Source organism: Paraburkholderia sp. RL17-373-BIF-A (genome assembly GCF_046030175.1).
Taxonomy (GTDB): Bacteria; Pseudomonadota; Gammaproteobacteria; order Burkholderiales; family Burkholderiaceae; genus Paraburkholderia.
In genome coordinates this window covers 127,058-143,011 of the sequence record NZ_JARESO010000006.1, presented here as the reverse complement: position 1 = coordinate 143,011, position 15,954 = coordinate 127,058, and the positions used below count along the sequence as shown (strand labels likewise).

The 15,954-nt window shown below is 61.8% G+C and carries 14 protein-coding genes and 1 pseudogene; 10 read left to right on the top strand and 5 right to left on the bottom strand.

Annotated elements, in window-relative coordinates:
* Nucleotides 1-3: 3 nt before the first annotated feature.
* The gene (locus P0D80_RS09700) at nucleotides 4-2,115 is read left to right on the top strand and encodes an FUSC family protein (protein WP_408283210.1); all 2,112 of its coding nucleotides are present in this window, start codon (nucleotides 4-6) and stop codon (nucleotides 2,113-2,115) included.
* On the top strand, nucleotides 2,112-3,599 hold the full coding sequence (locus tag P0D80_RS09695) for an MdtP family multidrug efflux transporter outer membrane subunit (RefSeq protein WP_408283208.1): 1,488 nt from the start codon (nucleotides 2,112-2,114) through the stop codon (nucleotides 3,597-3,599). Before P0D80_RS09700 ends, P0D80_RS09695 begins: the two co-directional genes overlap by 4 nt.
* Nucleotides 3,600-3,617: 18 nt before the next feature.
* On the opposite strand, the gene P0D80_RS09690 is transcribed toward P0D80_RS09695, so the two are convergent.
* From P0D80_RS09690 to P0D80_RS09680, 3 genes are all read right to left on the bottom strand, one after another.
* On the bottom strand, nucleotides 3,618-4,067 hold the full coding sequence (locus P0D80_RS09690) for a hypothetical protein (protein ID WP_408179332.1): 450 nt from the start codon (nucleotides 4,065-4,067) through the stop codon (nucleotides 3,618-3,620).
* Between the two features lie 331 nt (nucleotides 4,068-4,398).
* Nucleotides 4,399-5,217 carry a class I SAM-dependent methyltransferase gene (locus P0D80_RS09685; RefSeq protein ID WP_408179333.1) on the bottom strand — a complete coding sequence of 273 codons (819 nt, stop codon included), beginning with the start codon at nucleotides 5,215-5,217 and terminating at the stop codon, nucleotides 4,399-4,401.
* Nucleotides 5,218-5,328: 111 nt separating this feature from the next.
* Nucleotides 5,329-6,159, bottom strand: a complete 831-nt coding sequence (locus P0D80_RS09680; RefSeq protein WP_408179334.1) for an SDR family oxidoreductase — start codon at nucleotides 6,157-6,159, stop codon at nucleotides 5,329-5,331.
* 98 nt (nucleotides 6,160-6,257) lie between these two features.
* Here P0D80_RS09680 and P0D80_RS09675 point away from each other — a divergent pair.
* The 7 genes and pseudogenes from P0D80_RS09675 to P0D80_RS09645 all read left to right on the top strand — a co-directional run bounded on the left by P0D80_RS09675 (nucleotide 6,258) and on the right by P0D80_RS09645 (nucleotide 13,129).
* A pseudogene (locus P0D80_RS09675) lies at nucleotides 6,258-7,187 on the top strand (LysR family transcriptional regulator).
* A gap of 153 nt (nucleotides 7,188-7,340) precedes the next feature.
* Nucleotides 7,341-8,150 carry a helix-turn-helix transcriptional regulator gene (locus P0D80_RS09670; RefSeq protein WP_408179336.1) on the top strand — a complete coding sequence of 270 codons (810 nt, stop codon included), beginning with the start codon at nucleotides 7,341-7,343 and terminating at the stop codon, nucleotides 8,148-8,150.
* 108 nt (nucleotides 8,151-8,258) lie between these two features.
* Nucleotides 8,259-9,296 carry a threonine aldolase family protein gene (locus P0D80_RS09665; RefSeq protein WP_408179337.1) on the top strand — a complete coding sequence of 346 codons (1,038 nt, stop codon included), beginning with the start codon at nucleotides 8,259-8,261 and terminating at the stop codon, nucleotides 9,294-9,296.
* A gap of 148 nt (nucleotides 9,297-9,444) precedes the next feature.
* Complete coding sequence (locus P0D80_RS09660) at nucleotides 9,445-10,050, top strand: FMN-dependent NADH-azoreductase (RefSeq protein WP_408283203.1); 606 nt, start codon at nucleotides 9,445-9,447, stop codon at nucleotides 10,048-10,050.
* Nucleotides 10,051-10,270: 220 nt separating this feature from the next.
* Complete coding sequence (locus tag P0D80_RS09655) at nucleotides 10,271-11,773, top strand: DHA2 family efflux MFS transporter permease subunit (protein WP_408283200.1); 1,503 nt, start codon at nucleotides 10,271-10,273, stop codon at nucleotides 11,771-11,773.
* 412 nt (nucleotides 11,774-12,185) lie between these two features.
* The gene (locus P0D80_RS09650) at nucleotides 12,186-12,716 is read left to right on the top strand and encodes a helix-turn-helix domain-containing protein (RefSeq protein ID WP_408283455.1); all 531 of its coding nucleotides are present in this window, start codon (nucleotides 12,186-12,188) and stop codon (nucleotides 12,714-12,716) included.
* Entirely contained in the window at nucleotides 12,713-13,129 is a 417-nt protein-coding gene (locus P0D80_RS09645) for a VOC family protein (RefSeq protein WP_408283197.1), read from the top strand. Before P0D80_RS09650 ends, P0D80_RS09645 begins: the two co-directional genes overlap by 4 nt.
* A gap of 45 nt (nucleotides 13,130-13,174) precedes the next feature.
* Here the strand turns inward: P0D80_RS09645 and P0D80_RS09640 are convergent, their stop codons facing one another.
* Both P0D80_RS09640 and P0D80_RS09635 read right to left on the bottom strand, forming a co-directional pair.
* Nucleotides 13,175-13,492 carry a LysR family transcriptional regulator gene (locus tag P0D80_RS09640; RefSeq protein ID WP_408283194.1) on the bottom strand — a complete coding sequence of 106 codons (318 nt, stop codon included), beginning with the start codon at nucleotides 13,490-13,492 and terminating at the stop codon, nucleotides 13,175-13,177.
* 157 nt (nucleotides 13,493-13,649) lie between these two features.
* On the bottom strand, nucleotides 13,650-14,744 hold the full coding sequence (locus P0D80_RS09635; protein ID WP_408283191.1) for an alkene reductase: 1,095 nt from the start codon (nucleotides 14,742-14,744) through the stop codon (nucleotides 13,650-13,652).
* A 98-nt stretch (nucleotides 14,745-14,842) separates the two neighbouring features.
* Here P0D80_RS09635 and P0D80_RS09630 point away from each other — a divergent pair, with 98 nt between their 5' ends.
* Complete coding sequence (locus tag P0D80_RS09630; protein WP_408283188.1) at nucleotides 14,843-15,754, top strand: LysR family transcriptional regulator; 912 nt, start codon at nucleotides 14,843-14,845, stop codon at nucleotides 15,752-15,754.
* Nucleotides 15,755-15,954 lie beyond the last annotated feature (200 nt).

Sequence of the window (15,954 nt, the reverse complement as noted above, 5' to 3'; positions counted from 1 at the left end):
CCCATGACCGCCGCCGACTATCTGCCCGTCACGCTGCGCGATGCAGGCGCTTTCCTGAGCCGCGAGCTTGCACCGTTTCCAGGGCGTCTGAACGTCATGTTGCGTTCCATGCTGACGAGCGCCATCGTGATCGTCGTGTCGATGTCGCTCGAGGTGCCCGAACTCGCGTTGTCGCTACTCGTGGTGTTCTATGTCACGCAGTCGAACGTGGTGGTCACGCGGCTGGTCGGCGTGATGTTCATGGTCGGCTCGACGCTCGCCATCGGCCTGTCGATCCTGCTGTTGAAGTTTACATTCGACTATCCGTTGCTGCGCATCGTCATCGCGAGTCTGATGTTCTTTGGCAGCGTGTACCTGCTCCGGGTGCTCAAGATCGGCGTGGTGTTTTTCATCGTCGCGATCGTCGTGATCTACGTGCAGAGTTTCGTGGACCAGACCGATCAGGCCGACCTGCTGATCCGCGCGGTGTTGTGGGTTTGGATCGCCGTCAACTATCCAATCGCCCTGACGCTCGTGGTCAATACCTTGCTGTTGCCTGCCGAACCGCAATTGCAACTCAAGGCGGAAATCCATCGGCAACTCGTGACGCTGGACGCGCGCCTGACGCAGCTGATCGACGGCACGGCGAGCGCCGCGCCGATCACGCTGGCGGCCGTCCAGCAAGGCGCGCTCACGCTGCAGAAGCTGCTGCGGTTCACGACGATGCGTGATGCAAACTATCGCGAGCATCAGGCATCACAGCTTGCGTGCATTGCGACCGTGTCGCGGCTTTATCGCGGAGCGAGTGAACTGCCGCTCAGTTGGCCTGGCGTGTCGGCAGCGCAACTGGCGATGTTGCGCGAGTTGCGTGCGAACTGCCGCGCGCTCGATGACTCGGTCATGACTGGCGAGCCCTATCGCTACGTGAGCACGGCGACACCTGAAGAGCGCAATGCCGCCGACACGATTCCTGCTGCTGCCGAATCGCAGCGAGCGCTGCGCGCGTACGCCGATCTTGTTACAAGCGGTGCCGCTGCGGCCGGCAAGCCGCCCGCCAGCGAACCGATGGTCGCGCCCGACGCATGGACCAATCCTGCGTACACGCGCTTTTCGCTGAAGACGCTGCTCGCTGTTCTTGTCTGCTATGTGTTCTACAACGCCGTGGACTGGCAGGGCGTCCACACGGTCATGCTGACCTGCCTGATCGTCGCGCTGCCGAGCCTCGGCGCATCGACGCAGCGTGCGTTGCTGCGGCTCTCCGGGGCCGCCGTCGGCAGCGCGCTGGCGTTGTTCACGGTCGTGTTCATCGTTCCGCATTTCGACGACATCGTTGCCCTGCTGTTGATCGTGTTGCCTATCGTTGCCTTAGGGGCGTGGATAACGGCGGGTTCGGAGAGGATCAGCTATGCCGGCCTCCAGGTGATGTTTACGTTCTCGCTTGCGTTGCTCGGAGAGTTCGGCCCAACCACGAACCTCACTGAAATCCGCGACCGGATGGTCGGCATTCTGCTGGGTGTTTGCGTGGCGACTTTCGTGCAGATGTCGTTCTGGCGCGAGGGCGAGGGCGATGTGCTGCGACAGAAGCTCGCAACCCTGTTGCGCGCGATTGCCGCACAGTTGCGCCCATCGCAGGTTGGCGCCGGGAAAGGGGATGATCTGCCGTATGCACAGCGCCAGTTGCAGGCGTGGGCCGTGCTGGCCGATTGCGAGACGACGCTCTCGCGTGTCGCGCTCGAGCCCGCCTGGCAGGAAGGCGAGCAGTCGCAACTGACACTGCGCGCGCAAACGGTGCTCGCGCAGGGACGCGAGATCATGCTGGCGGGTGATGCGTTGCGCAGCGCGCTCGTGGCGCAAGCGGGATCGTCGAGCCCACACACCATCGACGCAGTGCACGCGGCCCAGCAACAGGCCAGCGCCGAACTCAACCGGTACGCGGAGGAACTCGCGGCCAACCCACCCGATGCACACGCGCCGCGGCGCATCGAGGTCGCTGCGCAAGCGGTCGAACCGGCTCAACTGGCCGATCGGCCGCTCATCGCCGCAGCGGACGACCTGTCGCGGCAGATCGCGGGGCTGCCGGACTGGCGCGTCGAGGCACCGGTCGCGGCGTCGGCATCACCGGCGGTGCGAGCATGAACGCGCGATCGGGTTTGTGCGACTGGCGATGGCGTCGGTGCCTTCTATGCATCGCGTGGATATCGTCCGTGCTGTCGGGGTGCGCGCTGATCCATCACAACGGCACGCCCTACACCGAGATCGCGCCCGAGCAAATCAATCTCGCGGACGACATCCACCTCGCACGCGACGGCTGGCCCGCCGCGCGTTGGTGGACGCGCTATCGCGATGCCCAGCTCGACGCGCTGATCGATCAGGCGCTCGCCGATGCGCCGACCATGGTGATCGCGCGCACGCGCGTCGCGCAAGCAAAGTCGGATGTGGAGCTTGCCAGAGCGGGATCCAATCTTCAGGTAGCGGCGCTGGCGTCGCTGGATCGCGAGCATATTTCGGCGAACGGCTTTCTCGGCCCGTTCGCGAGGAACGAACCGGCTGCGGGGCTGACGGGGCCGTGGTACACGGAAGGTGTCGTCGGGCTTGGCGCGAGCCTGGACGTGGACATCTGGGGCAAGCAACGCGCGGAGGTCGCCGCGTCGCTCGGCGTGAGCAATGCGCGGCTCGCCGAGACGTCCGCTGTCGAAATCGAAATCTCGACGGATGTCGCCCAGCTTTACTACGGCATTCAAACGACTTATCAGCTCATCGATCTGCTGAACGAATCGCATGAGATCGCGGAGTTCGCGGTGCAAGCACACGAAGGGCGAGCGGCGCGAGGCCTCGAAGCCCGCACCCAGTTCGAAGAGGCACGCGCGCAGCAACTGGCCATTGAAGGGCAGATCGTGTCGGCGCAAGGGCAGATCAAGCAGTTGCGCGAATCGATGCGCGCGCTGGTCGGCGCGGGGCCCGCCGGACTGCCCGCCATCGAACCCGTTGCGCTGCCGCGCTCGCAGGCTGCCTTGCCGACGACGCTCTCGTACGAACTGCTGGCCCGGCGGCCCGATCTGCAGGCGATGCGATGGTATGTCGAGGCGTCGTTCGACCGGATCGACGCGGCGAAGGCGGCGTTTTATCCAAGCTTCGATATCAAGGCATTTTTCGGCTTCAACGCCTTGCACCTCGCCGACCTCTTCACGCATGCAAGCCAGCAGATCAACCTGATTCCGGGCTTGACCTTGCCGATTTTCGACGGCGGCAGGCTCAACGCGAACCTGAACGGCGCCCGCGAGGGCAGCAACCTGTTGATCGAGCAGTACAACCAGGCCGTTCTCAACGCCGTACGCGATGTCGCGCAGACGGGCAGCCGTCTGCAGTCCCTCGACGCGGAGACTGCGTTGCAGAAACAACGGATCGAATCGGTCGCGTTCACGAGGGACAGCGTCGAAGCCTACTATCAACGCGGGCTGACGAGCCGGCTCGCGGCGCTCGAAGCGCGCCAGCCCGTGGTCGCGGAACGGGTCGCCCTGCTCACGCTCAAGGGTCAAGTGCTCAGTCAGGAGATTGTGTTGACGAAGGCGCTCGGCGGCGGCTATCTCGCCGATCCGCCTGTCGAACTGAAGCCGCGTTGAACGGCGCACGTATTCTGTTCAGAACTGCTGTGCGCGCAGCGATTCGAATTCCGCGCGGCACACGTCGCCGAACTTGCCGAGAATGTCGATCGAGCCATCCGCGAGCATCTCGCGAATCTCGATGAAGGACTTGTCTGGCGCGAGATAAGTGTCCACGATCTTGCGTCCGATCACGTCGGCTTCGTCCGCGACTTCGAGCGACGACTGGACGCGCATGCGGCTGATCTTCGCGTAGAGGTTGCCGAGCCCGGCGAGATCGGGCTGGTTGTGTTGCAGCGCGTCGACATAGCACTTCGTCGCTTCCTCGATGAACGCCTTGTACAGATCCTGCCGCCAGGTGAGGTCATGCGCTAGCCACTCCGCGCGAACCTGGGTGCGTTGGGTCAACCACGAGGCAAGAACCGAAGTCATGCCGCCGATGGCGGCGCCGACTAGTGCAGCCAAGGCAGAGATAACCGATGCATTCATAGACTATCCTCACGTTGTCATTCAGCTATCCATATTAACTCGGAGCGCGCAATTCTGGATTTGGAGGTTCGGGATCAGGGTGCAGGGGAGGCGGAAGCGGAAGTGATGTCTGAGGCTGCGCTAACGAAGGTCAGCATGCGTGGGCGGATGCCTCTTTGGGCTGGGTTAGTGGCGATCACCCACTGCACTGGTACTGCTGGTCTGTGTATCGGCTTTGGTCACACGGGCTTACATAACGGAGGTAGCGTCCGCGGATTCGCAGCCGTTGGATGCGAGTCGCCGCGTGAATGGCCGTTTGACTTTGCAACCGGCTGCAGCAATGCCGGGCCTCTCAGCGCTGAGCGATGACCACGTGCGCTTGGATCTTTCCGTCGACCGGTCCCGTGCCGAATCGCCCGGCGATCGCAGTGGCGCACGCGGAGGTAGCGTCGTCCGCACCGCCGCCAGAACGGGCCTCGATCTCACTGCGCAAGGGCGTTCCCTGGCAAAGGCCGACGGCTGGCACGCGAGCCGATGTCGCGCGGCTACGCGCCGCAATCGTTTCGAAGTGGGGCGCCGCGCTGAAGCCCGCATCCGCGAGGTCGCGTGAGATCAGTTTCGTGTCGAAATAGCCGTGCGGCGTGCGCCTCATGAAAAGTGGAGGATCCGCGGGGAAGAGACCGGCAAGCGTTGCCGTGACGGTATTGGCAAAGTCGTTTTCCTCGATGCGATCCCAGACGTTGAACAACAGCACGCCACCGTTCCGAAGTACGCGCCGAGCTTCGGAAAACGCACGCGCTTTGTCCGGAAAGAACATGACCCCGAACTGGCAGACGACGACGTCGAAACTCGCGTCGTCGAACGGCAGCCGGGTCGCGTCTGCTTGTTGCCACTTGATCGGCCTTGGGGTGCCGATGGCCGCCGCACGATCCAGCATCGGCTGATTCAGGTCGGTCGCAACCAGCTCGACATTCAGGGGTAGTGCATGCGCCATCGCGCGGGTCACTGCGCCAGTGCCGGCGGCGGTCTCAAGCACGCGTGACGGATGACGCCCGGCCACCCTGTTCGCGAGATCTGCGGCGTAAGGTTCGAAGAGCAGCGGAACAAGGTGGCTCTCATAGAGCTCGGGGATCGAGCCCGTGAAGCGAGTATCGGTACCGAAGCTGTCCATACGCCTCCCTACTGCTATTGCGGTAATGGTAGGCGCAGCCGGACATATTGAACAGTCGTGATGCATCGCCTTCGCATCGCTCGCCTGTGCGGCCAGGATGCTTGCTGCGTTCTAAGACTGCTCCATGACTGACAACGCGACCTCCTTTTGCGATTCCAGTACCCTCAATCGGCCGAGGAGTGCCTCGCGTACCGAGTGGTAAGCGGACTGGCCCAAAGCCAGGCGCAACGGCGGATTCGGGCTGTCAATCGCGACGATCATCGCGTCCACCGTCTTCCCAGCGTCTCCGTAGCTGGCGAAGTTCCCCGACGCAATCGCATTCCGAATCTCGCCGGCGGGCGTAGGGTCATAGCAACTCATCGGCGTCGCGCGATCGAGACCGGCGCCGAAATTTGTCCGCGTCGGACCGGGTTCCACGATCAGAAAATCGATGCCGAAAGATGCGACTTCTTTTGCAACCGCTTCGACAAAGCCCTCGATCCCCCATTTGGTCGCGTGATAAAGGCTGAAACTCGGATACGCAATTTGACCTCCTTCCGACGACACTTGAACAATGCGGCCACCGCCCTGATTCCGCAGGGACGGAAGGGCTGCACGAATCACCTGAATCGAGCCGGTCAGATTGGTCGCGATTTGACGGTCGATCTGCGCGTCGGTCAGTTCCTCCGCGGCACCGAATAGCCCGTAAGCCGCATTGCTGACAACGACATCGAGCCGTCCCATGACTTCGAACGCCTCGGCGACCGTGGCCCTGACCGCGTTCACGTTGGTCACGTCGCACTCCACCACATGCAAACGCTCGCGATGCCGCGCCTGCAAATCGTCCGGCGCCCCTTCTTTGCGTATTGTCGCCACGACTCGGTCACCGCGCGCCAGCAGCCGCTCGGCGAGTTCGCGCCCAAGCCCGCTCGATGCGCCGGTAATCAACCAGTTCTTTGTCATGCTCAGCTCCTGTTGAGTTCTTGCCATTCATACTAGAGCGGTATGATTGTGATGAGAACCACCTTCAATTTGCATGATGAGGTGAGGAATTTTCACCAATGAACAAGCCAACTCTGGCCGACCTCCAGGCGTTCATGGAAGTCGCCGCAAGGCGCAGTTTCCGGCAGGCCGCCGACCAGCTGGGTGTGTCCCGCTCGGCTCTGAGCCACGCCATGCGCGGATTGGAAAACGACCTGGGCGTGCGTCTTCTGCATCGGACCACGCGCAGCGTCTCGTTGACCGACGCGGGCGAGCGTTTCCTGAAACGTCTCAATCCGGTGCTGGGCGATCTCGAGGAAGTGCTGGAGGACGTCGCGCGCACCGATGGACAAGTGAGCGGAACGCTCAGAATCAACGGCAGTGAAGGGGCGATCAGGTTACTGTTGCAGGCAGTCGTGCCGCGCTTTCTTGCGCTCTATCCGGCGATGGAACTCGACCTCGTCGCCGACGGACGTCTAGTCGACATCGTTGAAGGCGGATTCGATGCGGGCGTCCGGCTTGGCGAGGCGCTGCACAAGGACATGATTGCAGTGCGATTCGGCGACGACATGCGCTTTCTGACGGTCGCGTCGCCGGGCTACCTTCGCCAACAAGGAAAGCCGGTCACGCCAGACGATCTTCTTTAGCACCGGTGCATCCGGCAGCGTTTGCCGAGCGGCAAACGGTATCGTTGGGAGTTCTCGCGGCACGGACAGGAATTCACGATCGACCCGCCCGGTGCGCTGACACTGGATAGCAATGCGTTGATGATCGAGGCTGCGATCGACGGGCTCGGGATCGCCTACGTGCCCGAGATGTACGCACGCGCTGCGCTTGCCCGCAAGCGCCTCGTTACCGTGCTGGACGAGTGGTGTCCGCTCGTACCCGGTCTGTTCCTGTACTTTCCTGGCAATCGCCATATTCCCGCAGGGCTGCGGGCATTGATCGCTTTGTTGAAGGAGTCGACGGGAGGCACTTCCAGGGAGAAGCCTGCAATCGGATTACGCTAACGAATCGGCTAATCAACTCGATCGGGAGATCACATGAAAGCGCGAAATCTGACAGCGTAAGTGCAGACCAAAGGAAGCTGGGATAATGAAGGCCTCACGGCGCAACTTTCGGGGCTAGTCTCCAAGGTGTCGGCGGCGAACCGGAGGTGAGTCATGCCCGAAGAAGTCCAATACAGTCACTCAGCCGACATCCCCGGTTTGATCCTCAGCACGGCTCGGTTCGCCGAGTTTCGCTTTGAGCCGCACTATCATCTCGACAGCCATATCGCACTCATTGCCAGCGGCGTGCAGCGTCAATCGTTCCGTGGGGAATCGCTGTTGCTCACGCGTGGCACCATTCAGCTCATGCCTCCGGGCGAGGTTCACGACGGAGTGGCCGATGCGGACGAGTCGTACACGCTTCAGACATTTCGACTATCGCCTGCACTGCTGAATGGCTTCGGCGAGGAAATCACGGGCAAGCACTATTTCCCCTCGCAGGCCGCAGTGGTGCTGCAAGATAGCCGCCTCGCAGACCAGTTGCTCAAGATGCATTCAACCCTTCGGCACGGGATAAACGATCCGATCATGAACGAGACCTACGTTCTGGAATTGCTGGAGTCGCTGTTCGCCCGTTTGAAGCAACCGTCCCCCCAAACTATCGCCGGTGCTCTGTCGTCTGAACAACTGCGACTTGTTCGGGAATTTGTCGAGGCGCATCTTGCCGACAAAATCGTTCTGGAAGATCTGTCTCTTCTTGTTGGCCTCGCTCGATTCCGGTTCTTGAAACTGTTTAAACGCACTGTCGGCATGACGCCCCACGCCTGGTTACTGCGCATGCGGCTGGAAAAGGCGATGGCGTTGATCAACGCGAATAGGAACATGCCAATCACCGAAATCGCGCACGCCGTTGGTTTCTTTGATCAAAGCCATTTCACGCGGGCGTTTCGCGAGGCGTACGGCGTGACTCCCGCTCGCTTCTGACGGCGGGGCAGCAATTTTTTACAAGGCGTTTTGCTGACGGATCGGTAGTCTTCGGTTTTTGGCCTCGCGCCCATCCTGGGCGGCCTCCATCCAAGGCAGAAACACCGAATGACTACTTTCAGCTTTCTTGACGACTACAGCGAAGGCGCACATCCCGACATTCTCCGTGCCCTGACTGACTCCAACTACATCCAACAGGCACCTTACGGGGAAGACTCGTACTCTGCCGAGGCGACGACCCGGATCAGGGCTCGCCTGGGGGACACGTTCGACGGAGCGATCCACTACGTCGCGAGCGGCACCATGGCCAACATCGTTTCGATATCCAGTTGCCTGCGTCCGCACGAAGCCGTCATTGCAGTGAGCTCGGGACATATCGTAGTCAGGGAGGCCGGTGCCATTGAGGCAACTGGCCACAAGCTCATCGTCGTTCCCGCTGTAGACGGGAAGCTCACGCCCGCCAATATCGAGGCCGCGCTTGCCAGCAATGCTCATTTTCCGCACATGGCAAAGCCTCGACTTATCTATCTGTCGAATGCAACCGAAACAGGCACCGTCTACTCCCTCGAGGAACTGCGGCAGATCTCGGCGCTAGCAAAGCAGCGAGGCCTCGTTCTATTTCTCGATGGCGCGCGCTTGGGCGCGGCGTTGGCGTCAAGCAAGAGCGACGCGACATTGGCCGATATTGCTTCGCTCGTCGACATTTTCTGGATCGGTGGAACCAAGGTAGGGGCGCTTTTGGGTGAAGCCATTGTTGTTTGCAATCCGGCGTTGACGGAGGATTTTGCTTTCCACCTCAAGCAGCGCGGCGGCATGTTAGCCAAAGGGCGGCTATTAGGTATCCAGTTTCAGGAGTTATTTGGCGTCAAGAATCTCTTCTTCGAAAATGCAAAACACGCCAATGCCATGGCGGCCAAGCTCGCCTCCGGGATCGCGTCCGGCGGTTACGCGCTCGAGGCGGAAACGGCTACGAATCAAGTGTTTGCAATCTTGCCCGATTCTGTCATTTCGGCTTTGACGCAGCACTTTGCTTTCTACGTTTGGAGAAAGTCGGATAACGATCATTCGGTGATTCGCCTGGTAACGTCCTGGGCCACGCAAGAACACCAGATCGACGCCTTTTTGGCTCGGCTCGCCCAGCATTGAAGGCACACTCAGCCTGCGTCACTCAGTGAGGTGGGTATCTACCCGAGCGATGGGTTTCATCTAGAAATATAGGCTATTCAGATTGGAGGTCAGAGCCTATCGTGCGGGTTTCCGGCATACGCATCGTCTGCCACTTCGGAGATATCGCATGAAACTGCTACACGTAGACTCCAGCATCCTCGGGCAAGGCTCGGTCAGTCGTGATCTGTCGGCGGAGGTTGCCGCAACTTTCCGGGCCCGCCATGCCGACCTTGCTGTCACTCATCTCGACCTGGCCGTCACACCGATCGGCCATCTGACGGCCGCACACCTCGCGGCCGCGCAAGGCGCCCCGGTCGACGACGCATTGAAGTCCGACGTCGCCGCGGGCCAGCTCGCGCTCGAGGAGTTCCTGGCCGCCGACATCGTGGTCATCGGCGCACCGATGTACAACCTTGGCGTGCCTTCTCAACTGAAGGCCTGGATCGACCGCATCTCTGTCGCCGGGAAGACGTTCAGCTACGGGGAGCACGGCCCGGTCGGACTATGCGGCGGCAAGAAGCTGATCATCGCCTCGTCGCGCGGCGGCGTTTATAGCGAAGGCTCGCCTGCAGCCTTCTTCGATCACCAGGAAACCTATCTGAAGGCGGCCTTCGGTTTTCTGGGCATCACGGATATCACTTTCATTCGCGCGGAGGGCGTGGCGATGGGTGAGGAGGCACGCAATGGGGCCATTGCCTCGGCGAAGAAAGATACCGCCGCACTCGCTGCATGACGTAGCACCGCCATGTCCGTTCCACACTTGCCTACCTGCTTCCTGGGTCACGGTGCAGGTTCGTGGTCGTACATGGCGGACGCGTTGCGCCAGCAGTTTGCGATGCTCAGCAAGCGTTGATCGAAACCGGAAGGGAACCGGTCATGCCGATGCCTTCTGGTGGTATCGGCATGGCCGGCATCCGCTTGCAGTTGTCTGACCAAGGCAAAGGAGTCTCTGCATGACCCATTCCATCCACGGCAATAAACGCTGGCTAGCGCTGATCGTTCTGTGCCTCGGCGTGCTCATGATCGTGCTCGATACGACGATCGTGAACGTTGCATTGCCGTCGATCGCCGCGGACCTCGGCTTTACCGAAACCTCGCTGGTGTGGGTGGTCAACGCGTACATGCTGACCTTCGGCGGCTGCCTGCTGCTTGGCGGGCGGCTGGGCGATCTTTACGGCCACCGCAAGCTGTTCCTCGGCGGCATTACGCTGTTCACGCTGGCGTCGCTCGCATGCGGCATGGCTAATTCGCAACTCCTGCTGGTATGCGCGCGTGCCGTGCAGGGGTTGGGCGGCGCGGTCGTCTCCGCTGTTTCGCTGTCGCTCATCATGAACCTGTTCACTGAACCCGGCGAGCGTGCTAAAGCGATGGGCGTGTATGGCTTTGTTTGCGCGGGAGGCGGCAGCATCGGCGTACTGCTCGGCGGTCTGTTGACCAACCTGCTGAGCTGGCACTGGATCTTTCTCGTCAACTTGCCCATTGGCATCGCCGTCTATTCGCTGTGCGTCGCGCTCTTGCCCGCGGCACGCGGTCATGCGCATGGCGAACGGCTAGACGTGGCCGGCGCGGTGACGGTAACTGCTTCGCTGATGCTCGCCGTGTACGCAGTCGTGAACGGTAATGAAGCGGGTTGGACCTCGGCGCAGACGCTGGGCCTGCTGTTTGCCGCGCTGGCGCTGTTTGCCGTGTTTCTCGTTATCGAGGCGCGCGTGCAGCATCCGTTGATGCCGCTCGGCCTGTTCCGGTTGCGCAATCTCGCGACTGCCAATGTGGTCGGCGTACTCTGGGCGGCAGCGATGTTCGCGTGGTTCTTCATCTCCGCGTTGTATCTGCAGCGCGTGCTTGGCTACCGGCCCATGCAGGTCGGGCTCGCGTTTTTGCCGGCCAGTCTGATCATGGCGTTCTTTTCGCTGGGGCTGTCGGCGCGCGTGGTGATGCGCTTCGGTCTGCGCCTTCCGCTTGCCGTTGGGCTGCTCGTCGCGGCGTGTGGCCTCGCGCTGTTCGCACGGGCACCGATGACCGGCAGCTTCGTGCTCGACGTGTTGCCCGGCATGATCCTGTTCGGCTTCGGTGCGGGCATCGCATTCAATGCCGTGCTGCTGGCGGCCATGAGCGACGTCGATCCGAGCGATTCGGGCCTCGCGTCCGGTATCGTCAATACATCGTTGATGATGGGGGGCGCACTCGGCCTCGCGGTGCTCGCAAGTCTCGCCGCCGCGCGCAGTGACGCGATGCAGGCTTCCGAAAGCGCCACTGCGGCGCTCAACAGCGGCTATCACGTGGCGTTTCTGGTCGGTGCGATCTTCGCGGCGGCGGCGGGTGTGCTGGGCGGTTTGTTGTTGCGTCCTGGGCGGCCGAGCGGCGCCGGCGCGCGACCGGTTGCTGACAGTCACGGCGTAACGACAGCGGGCCCCGCACCCACAACCGGCAACGCGGCAGCGACAGAGCACTACTGATTGAACACGAGCCGTGTCGGCAGTCGATCACGCCGGATCGCGAAACCGCAGGCGCGATCGAATGCGCCGGATCGCGGCTGGCGATGCATGGCTTCATGCAGGCGTCACTACCCGGACGTCTATATCGCTAGTCCCAAACCGTTTGTCTGAAGCAAGTCGACTGATGAGATACTGGTCAGCCTCGAACGGTTTTGTGTGCGGGTCCGGAATGCTACGATCACAGGCGGTCCGAACGCGTCGCACTTGTTCATCGATCTCATCGATGCCGCGCGTTGAACGCACGGACTTGCTCGAATAATTGGCAATCGTGCCGACCGATTCGCTCTAGCCGCAGACCGATGAAAGTATCGAGAGGTTCCGGAATCATTCTTCGATAGGCTGCCCTTGCAGCCAAGGATGCCGACCAATGATCATGGCCGAATTCAATCAGCCGCCTGCCTCGTCGCCAGCGCCGGCCGTCGTCGACCCGTTGCAGGATCCGGCCCTGCTGCGCCGCCTGCTACGCGCCAAAGACCGCATGGATGCCGCCTCGCACGAGGCCTGGCCCGTCGAACGCCTGGCCGCGGTCAGTGGCGTCTCCGAGGCCCATTTCGCTCGCTCCTTCAAGCGGGCCTTCGGCATCCCGCCGCATCGCTACCTGCTGACGCGGCGCATCGAGCAGGCCAATACCCTGCTGCGCGACACTGGGCTCAGCGTCACGGAAATAGCGTTCGCCACCGGTTGGGAGAGCCTGGGTACCTTTGGCCGCATCTTCCGCGACATCACTGGACGAAGCCCCAGCGCCATGCGCCGGGAGGCGCAGGCCGCCATGCAGCAGCTCGACCGCGTGCCCGCCTGCGTTCTGAAGGCCGCACAGCGTCCCGATCTCACCATCGCAGTTTTGGAGAAGCGCCGCCGCGTGGCCAAAGGTACATTCCGGCCATCAACCAAGGAGGTGTCATGAACCAAGGTATTAGTGTGGTCGGCTTGTACGTCGACGATCAGGACGAAGCGCTCAAGTTCTACGTCGACAAACTCGGATTCCGCGTCCATACGGACGTGGTCAACGGTCCCTACCGGTGGCTCACGGTCCAGCATCCAGACCAGCCCTCGTTCCAGCTCGGACTGTTCAAACCCGGCCCGCCCATCCACGACGATGCCACCGCGCAGACCCTGCAAGCGATGGTCGCGAAGGGCGCCATGCCGCCGCTCGTCCTCGTGGTGTCCGATTGCCGCGCCAGCTACGCCCGGCTGAAGGCAAGTGGCGTGGAATTCACCCAGGAGCCGGTTGATCGATTCGGCAGCGTCGACGCCGGTTTCCGCGACCCCGCCGGCAACGGCTGGAAGATGATTCAGGCGCCGCGAAGCACGACGTGAGTAGTCACTCAAACGTCGTTACGGCGCGGATAGCGGTCATCCACCTCATTGGTCAACTGCACTGGTTTCCCGGTGAGCGGTTGGAGTGATATTGCGCTCCGCCTCGATATTTTCGAGGGCTTTTTGCGCCGCCAGTACGGCGTTGTACACGGAGAGGCAGCGTGCGTATAGCCGCTCGCCCGCGGGCGTGACATCCACGCGCCGGCTCGTTCTCGTGAGAAGTGATGCTCGAAGCGCCTGTTCCAGGTCGATGACGGCACGACTCAACGTCGACTTGCTTACGCGGACTTCCTTCGCGGCTACGCTGAAGCTTCTGTGCTTGACTACGCAGGCGAAGTACACAAGGTGGTTTGCCTTGATCATGGTCGAGTGACTGACTGTCTGTCGTGTGGCGGTATGTCGGTTAGGCACTGACTCGGGGCTCATGCACCGCCGTCGAGCGGGATTGCCGGCGCGAGCCGCATCTTGCCAATGATGCGAAGTAGGCTCGCGCCCGGCGTGATTGGTAACGCGCACTCCCTCAGGGTTCGACGGCTTCGGCTAGCGCCGGATAGTCGATATAGCCGCGCCCGTCGCCGCCGAAGAAGGCATTGGGGTTCGCAGCGTTCATCGGTGCGCCGGTTTTCAGGCGCGCGACGAAATCCGGGTTGGCCAGCACCATCTGGCCATAGGCTTCCAGCTCGGCGAGCCCCGAGGCTACATCGGCTCCAAGCTCGTCACGGGGGCGGCCCGGCCGGTTCAGGATCAAGACGCCCGTCCAAAGCTTGCGAATGTCAGCGACCAGCGGCTCATTGCCCTGATGCGTGATGTGCAGGTACGCCAGACCGAGCTTGTCCAGTTCAGCCACCAGATAGTGGTAGAGCGCCGGTCCTTCGGCGCCTTCGTCGATGCCCCACCGCGTCATGCCGGGTGACAGGCGAATGGCCGTCCTGTCAGTTCCGATTTCGTCGGCGATAGCAGTGGCTACCTCGATGGCAAAGCGGGCGCGGTTTTGGATCGAGCCGCCATATTCGTCGGTGCGGGCATTGGCGCTTGGCGCGAGGAACTGATGGACCAGGTAGGCATTCGCACCATGGATCTCGACGCCATCGGCGCCTGCCTCGATCGCGCGGCGTGCCGCGAAGCGGAAGTCGGCCACGGTCTGGCGCACCTCCTCGGTCGTCAGCGCACGCGGTACCGGAATATCCTGCATCCCCTTGGCCGTGAACATCGGCGTAGCGGGCGCGATGGCCGAAGGCGCGACGCCTTGGCGATGATGCGGCGTGTTCTCCGGGTGCGACATGCGCCCCGCGTGCATGAGCTGGATGAATAGACGGCCACCGCGATCATGCACGGCAGAGATGATCCTCTTCCATCCGGCGACATGCGCGTCGGAATAGATGCCCGGCGTGGCGAGATAACCCTGCCCATCGTCCGAGGGCTGAGTCCCCTCAGTCACGATCAGGCCGACGCTCGCGCGCTGCGCATAGTACTCGGCGGCCAACTCTCCCGGCGTGCCGTCGAACCCGGCGCGGCTGCGGGTCATCGGCGCCATGACCAGACGGTTCTTCAGTTCCAGCCTGCCGAGGCGAATGGGCGCAAGCAGTCGTTCAAGTGCGTTCGTAGTCAGGATCAACTTCCTTTTCAAAGACGTGAGCGCTACTGTACAAAGCAGGAGATTGTTGAAAAAGTGGGTAAATCCGATAACTTTATCTACGTGGATAGATAATCGACATGGACCAACTGCTTGCCATTCGCGTGTTCGCCCGTGTTGTTGAAGCGGGCGCATTCACCCGTGCCGCCGACTCGTTCGAGATGCCGCTCGCCACGGTGAGCAAACTCGTGCGTTCACTGGAGCAGCATCTCGGCGTCAAACTGCTTCAACGAACGACGCGACGCGTCACCGTCACGGCCGAGGGTGCCGCGTACTACGAGCGCACCTCGCGCGTGTTGAAGGAACTCGAGGACATCGACTCGGGTTTCGCGAGCGCACATCAGCGTCCGCGCGGACGGTTGCGCATCGACATCGGCTCGGCGAACGCAAGCGGCGTGTTGATCCCGGCACTGCCCGACTTTATTGCGCGATATCCCGACATTCGTGTCGATCTCGGCGTGAGCGACCGGCAGATCGATCTCATTGGCGAGAACGTAGATTGTGTCGTCCGCGGTGGCAGCGTAGACGAGCCCTCGCTAGTCGCACGTCCGCTTGGCCGTGCATCGTGGGTGACATGCGCGACGCCCGATTATCTGAAGGAGCACGGCAGGCCGATGCATCCCGACCAGCTGAAAAGCGGCCATCGGATCGTGAGCTACGTTTCTGCACGGACGGGACGCGTGTTGCCGATGCGTTTTCAGAAGGGCAGCGAGCGAATCGAAATCGGCAGCTTACAAGGCATGGGGGTGAACGAGAGCAACGCCCATGTCGCGGCTGCGCTGGCCGGTCTCGGCGTGATTCAAACCTTCTCGTTTGCCGCGAGGGACGCGATCGCGCGTGGCGAACTCCTGCCTGTTCTGTCGACGTGGCAACCGGATCCATACCCTTTCTTCCTCGTGTATCCGCCAGACAGGCATATGAGCCAGCGGTTGCGCGTCTTTATCGAATGGGCGACGGAGCGGTTTGCACACAAGTTCGATCGGGCAACGTAGCCGTCGTTGCGAACGCGGCCGGCCAGGTGTGGGCTAAGCGAACTTCTGTGCTAATCGGCCGGCATGAACTCGCTTGACAATGGTCTTATATGCCCATAATATTTTCTCCAAGATCTTAACGTTTGATCCAACATGACTGCGTCTCGGCCGGCAATCAATCCTGGTGTATGTAACAACACCGCTCTGCGTAAAGCCGCGCG

Bases quoted from the DNA above. Each gene is read 5' to 3' on its own strand.
- P0D80_RS09700 (WP_408283210.1), top strand. From the start codon at position 4: ATGACCGCCGCCGACTATCTGCCCGTCACGCTGCGCGATGCAGGCGCT.
- P0D80_RS09695 (WP_408283208.1), top strand. From the start codon at position 2,112: ATGAACGCGCGATCGGGTTTGTGCGACTGGCGATGGCGTCGGTGCCTT.
- P0D80_RS09690 (WP_408179332.1), bottom strand. From the start codon at position 4,067: ATGAATGCATCGGTTATCTCTGCCTTGGCTGCACTAGTCGGCGCCGCC.
- P0D80_RS09685 (WP_408179333.1), bottom strand. From the start codon at position 5,217: ATGGACAGCTTCGGTACCGATACTCGCTTCACGGGCTCGATCCCCGAG.
- P0D80_RS09680 (WP_408179334.1), bottom strand. From the start codon at position 6,159: ATGACAAAGAACTGGTTGATTACCGGCGCATCGAGCGGGCTTGGGCGC.
- P0D80_RS09670 (WP_408179336.1), top strand. From the start codon at position 7,341: ATGCCCGAAGAAGTCCAATACAGTCACTCAGCCGACATCCCCGGTTTG.
- P0D80_RS09665 (WP_408179337.1), top strand. From the start codon at position 8,259: ATGACTACTTTCAGCTTTCTTGACGACTACAGCGAAGGCGCACATCCC.
- P0D80_RS09660 (WP_408283203.1), top strand. From the start codon at position 9,445: ATGAAACTGCTACACGTAGACTCCAGCATCCTCGGGCAAGGCTCGGTC.
- P0D80_RS09655 (WP_408283200.1), top strand. From the start codon at position 10,271: ATGACCCATTCCATCCACGGCAATAAACGCTGGCTAGCGCTGATCGTT.
- P0D80_RS09650 (WP_408283455.1), top strand. From the start codon at position 12,186: ATGGCCGAATTCAATCAGCCGCCTGCCTCGTCGCCAGCGCCGGCCGTC.
- P0D80_RS09645 (WP_408283197.1), top strand. From the start codon at position 12,713: ATGAACCAAGGTATTAGTGTGGTCGGCTTGTACGTCGACGATCAGGAC.
- P0D80_RS09640 (WP_408283194.1), bottom strand. From the start codon at position 13,492: ATGATCAAGGCAAACCACCTTGTGTACTTCGCCTGCGTAGTCAAGCAC.
- P0D80_RS09630 (WP_408283188.1), top strand. From the start codon at position 14,843: ATGGACCAACTGCTTGCCATTCGCGTGTTCGCCCGTGTTGTTGAAGCG.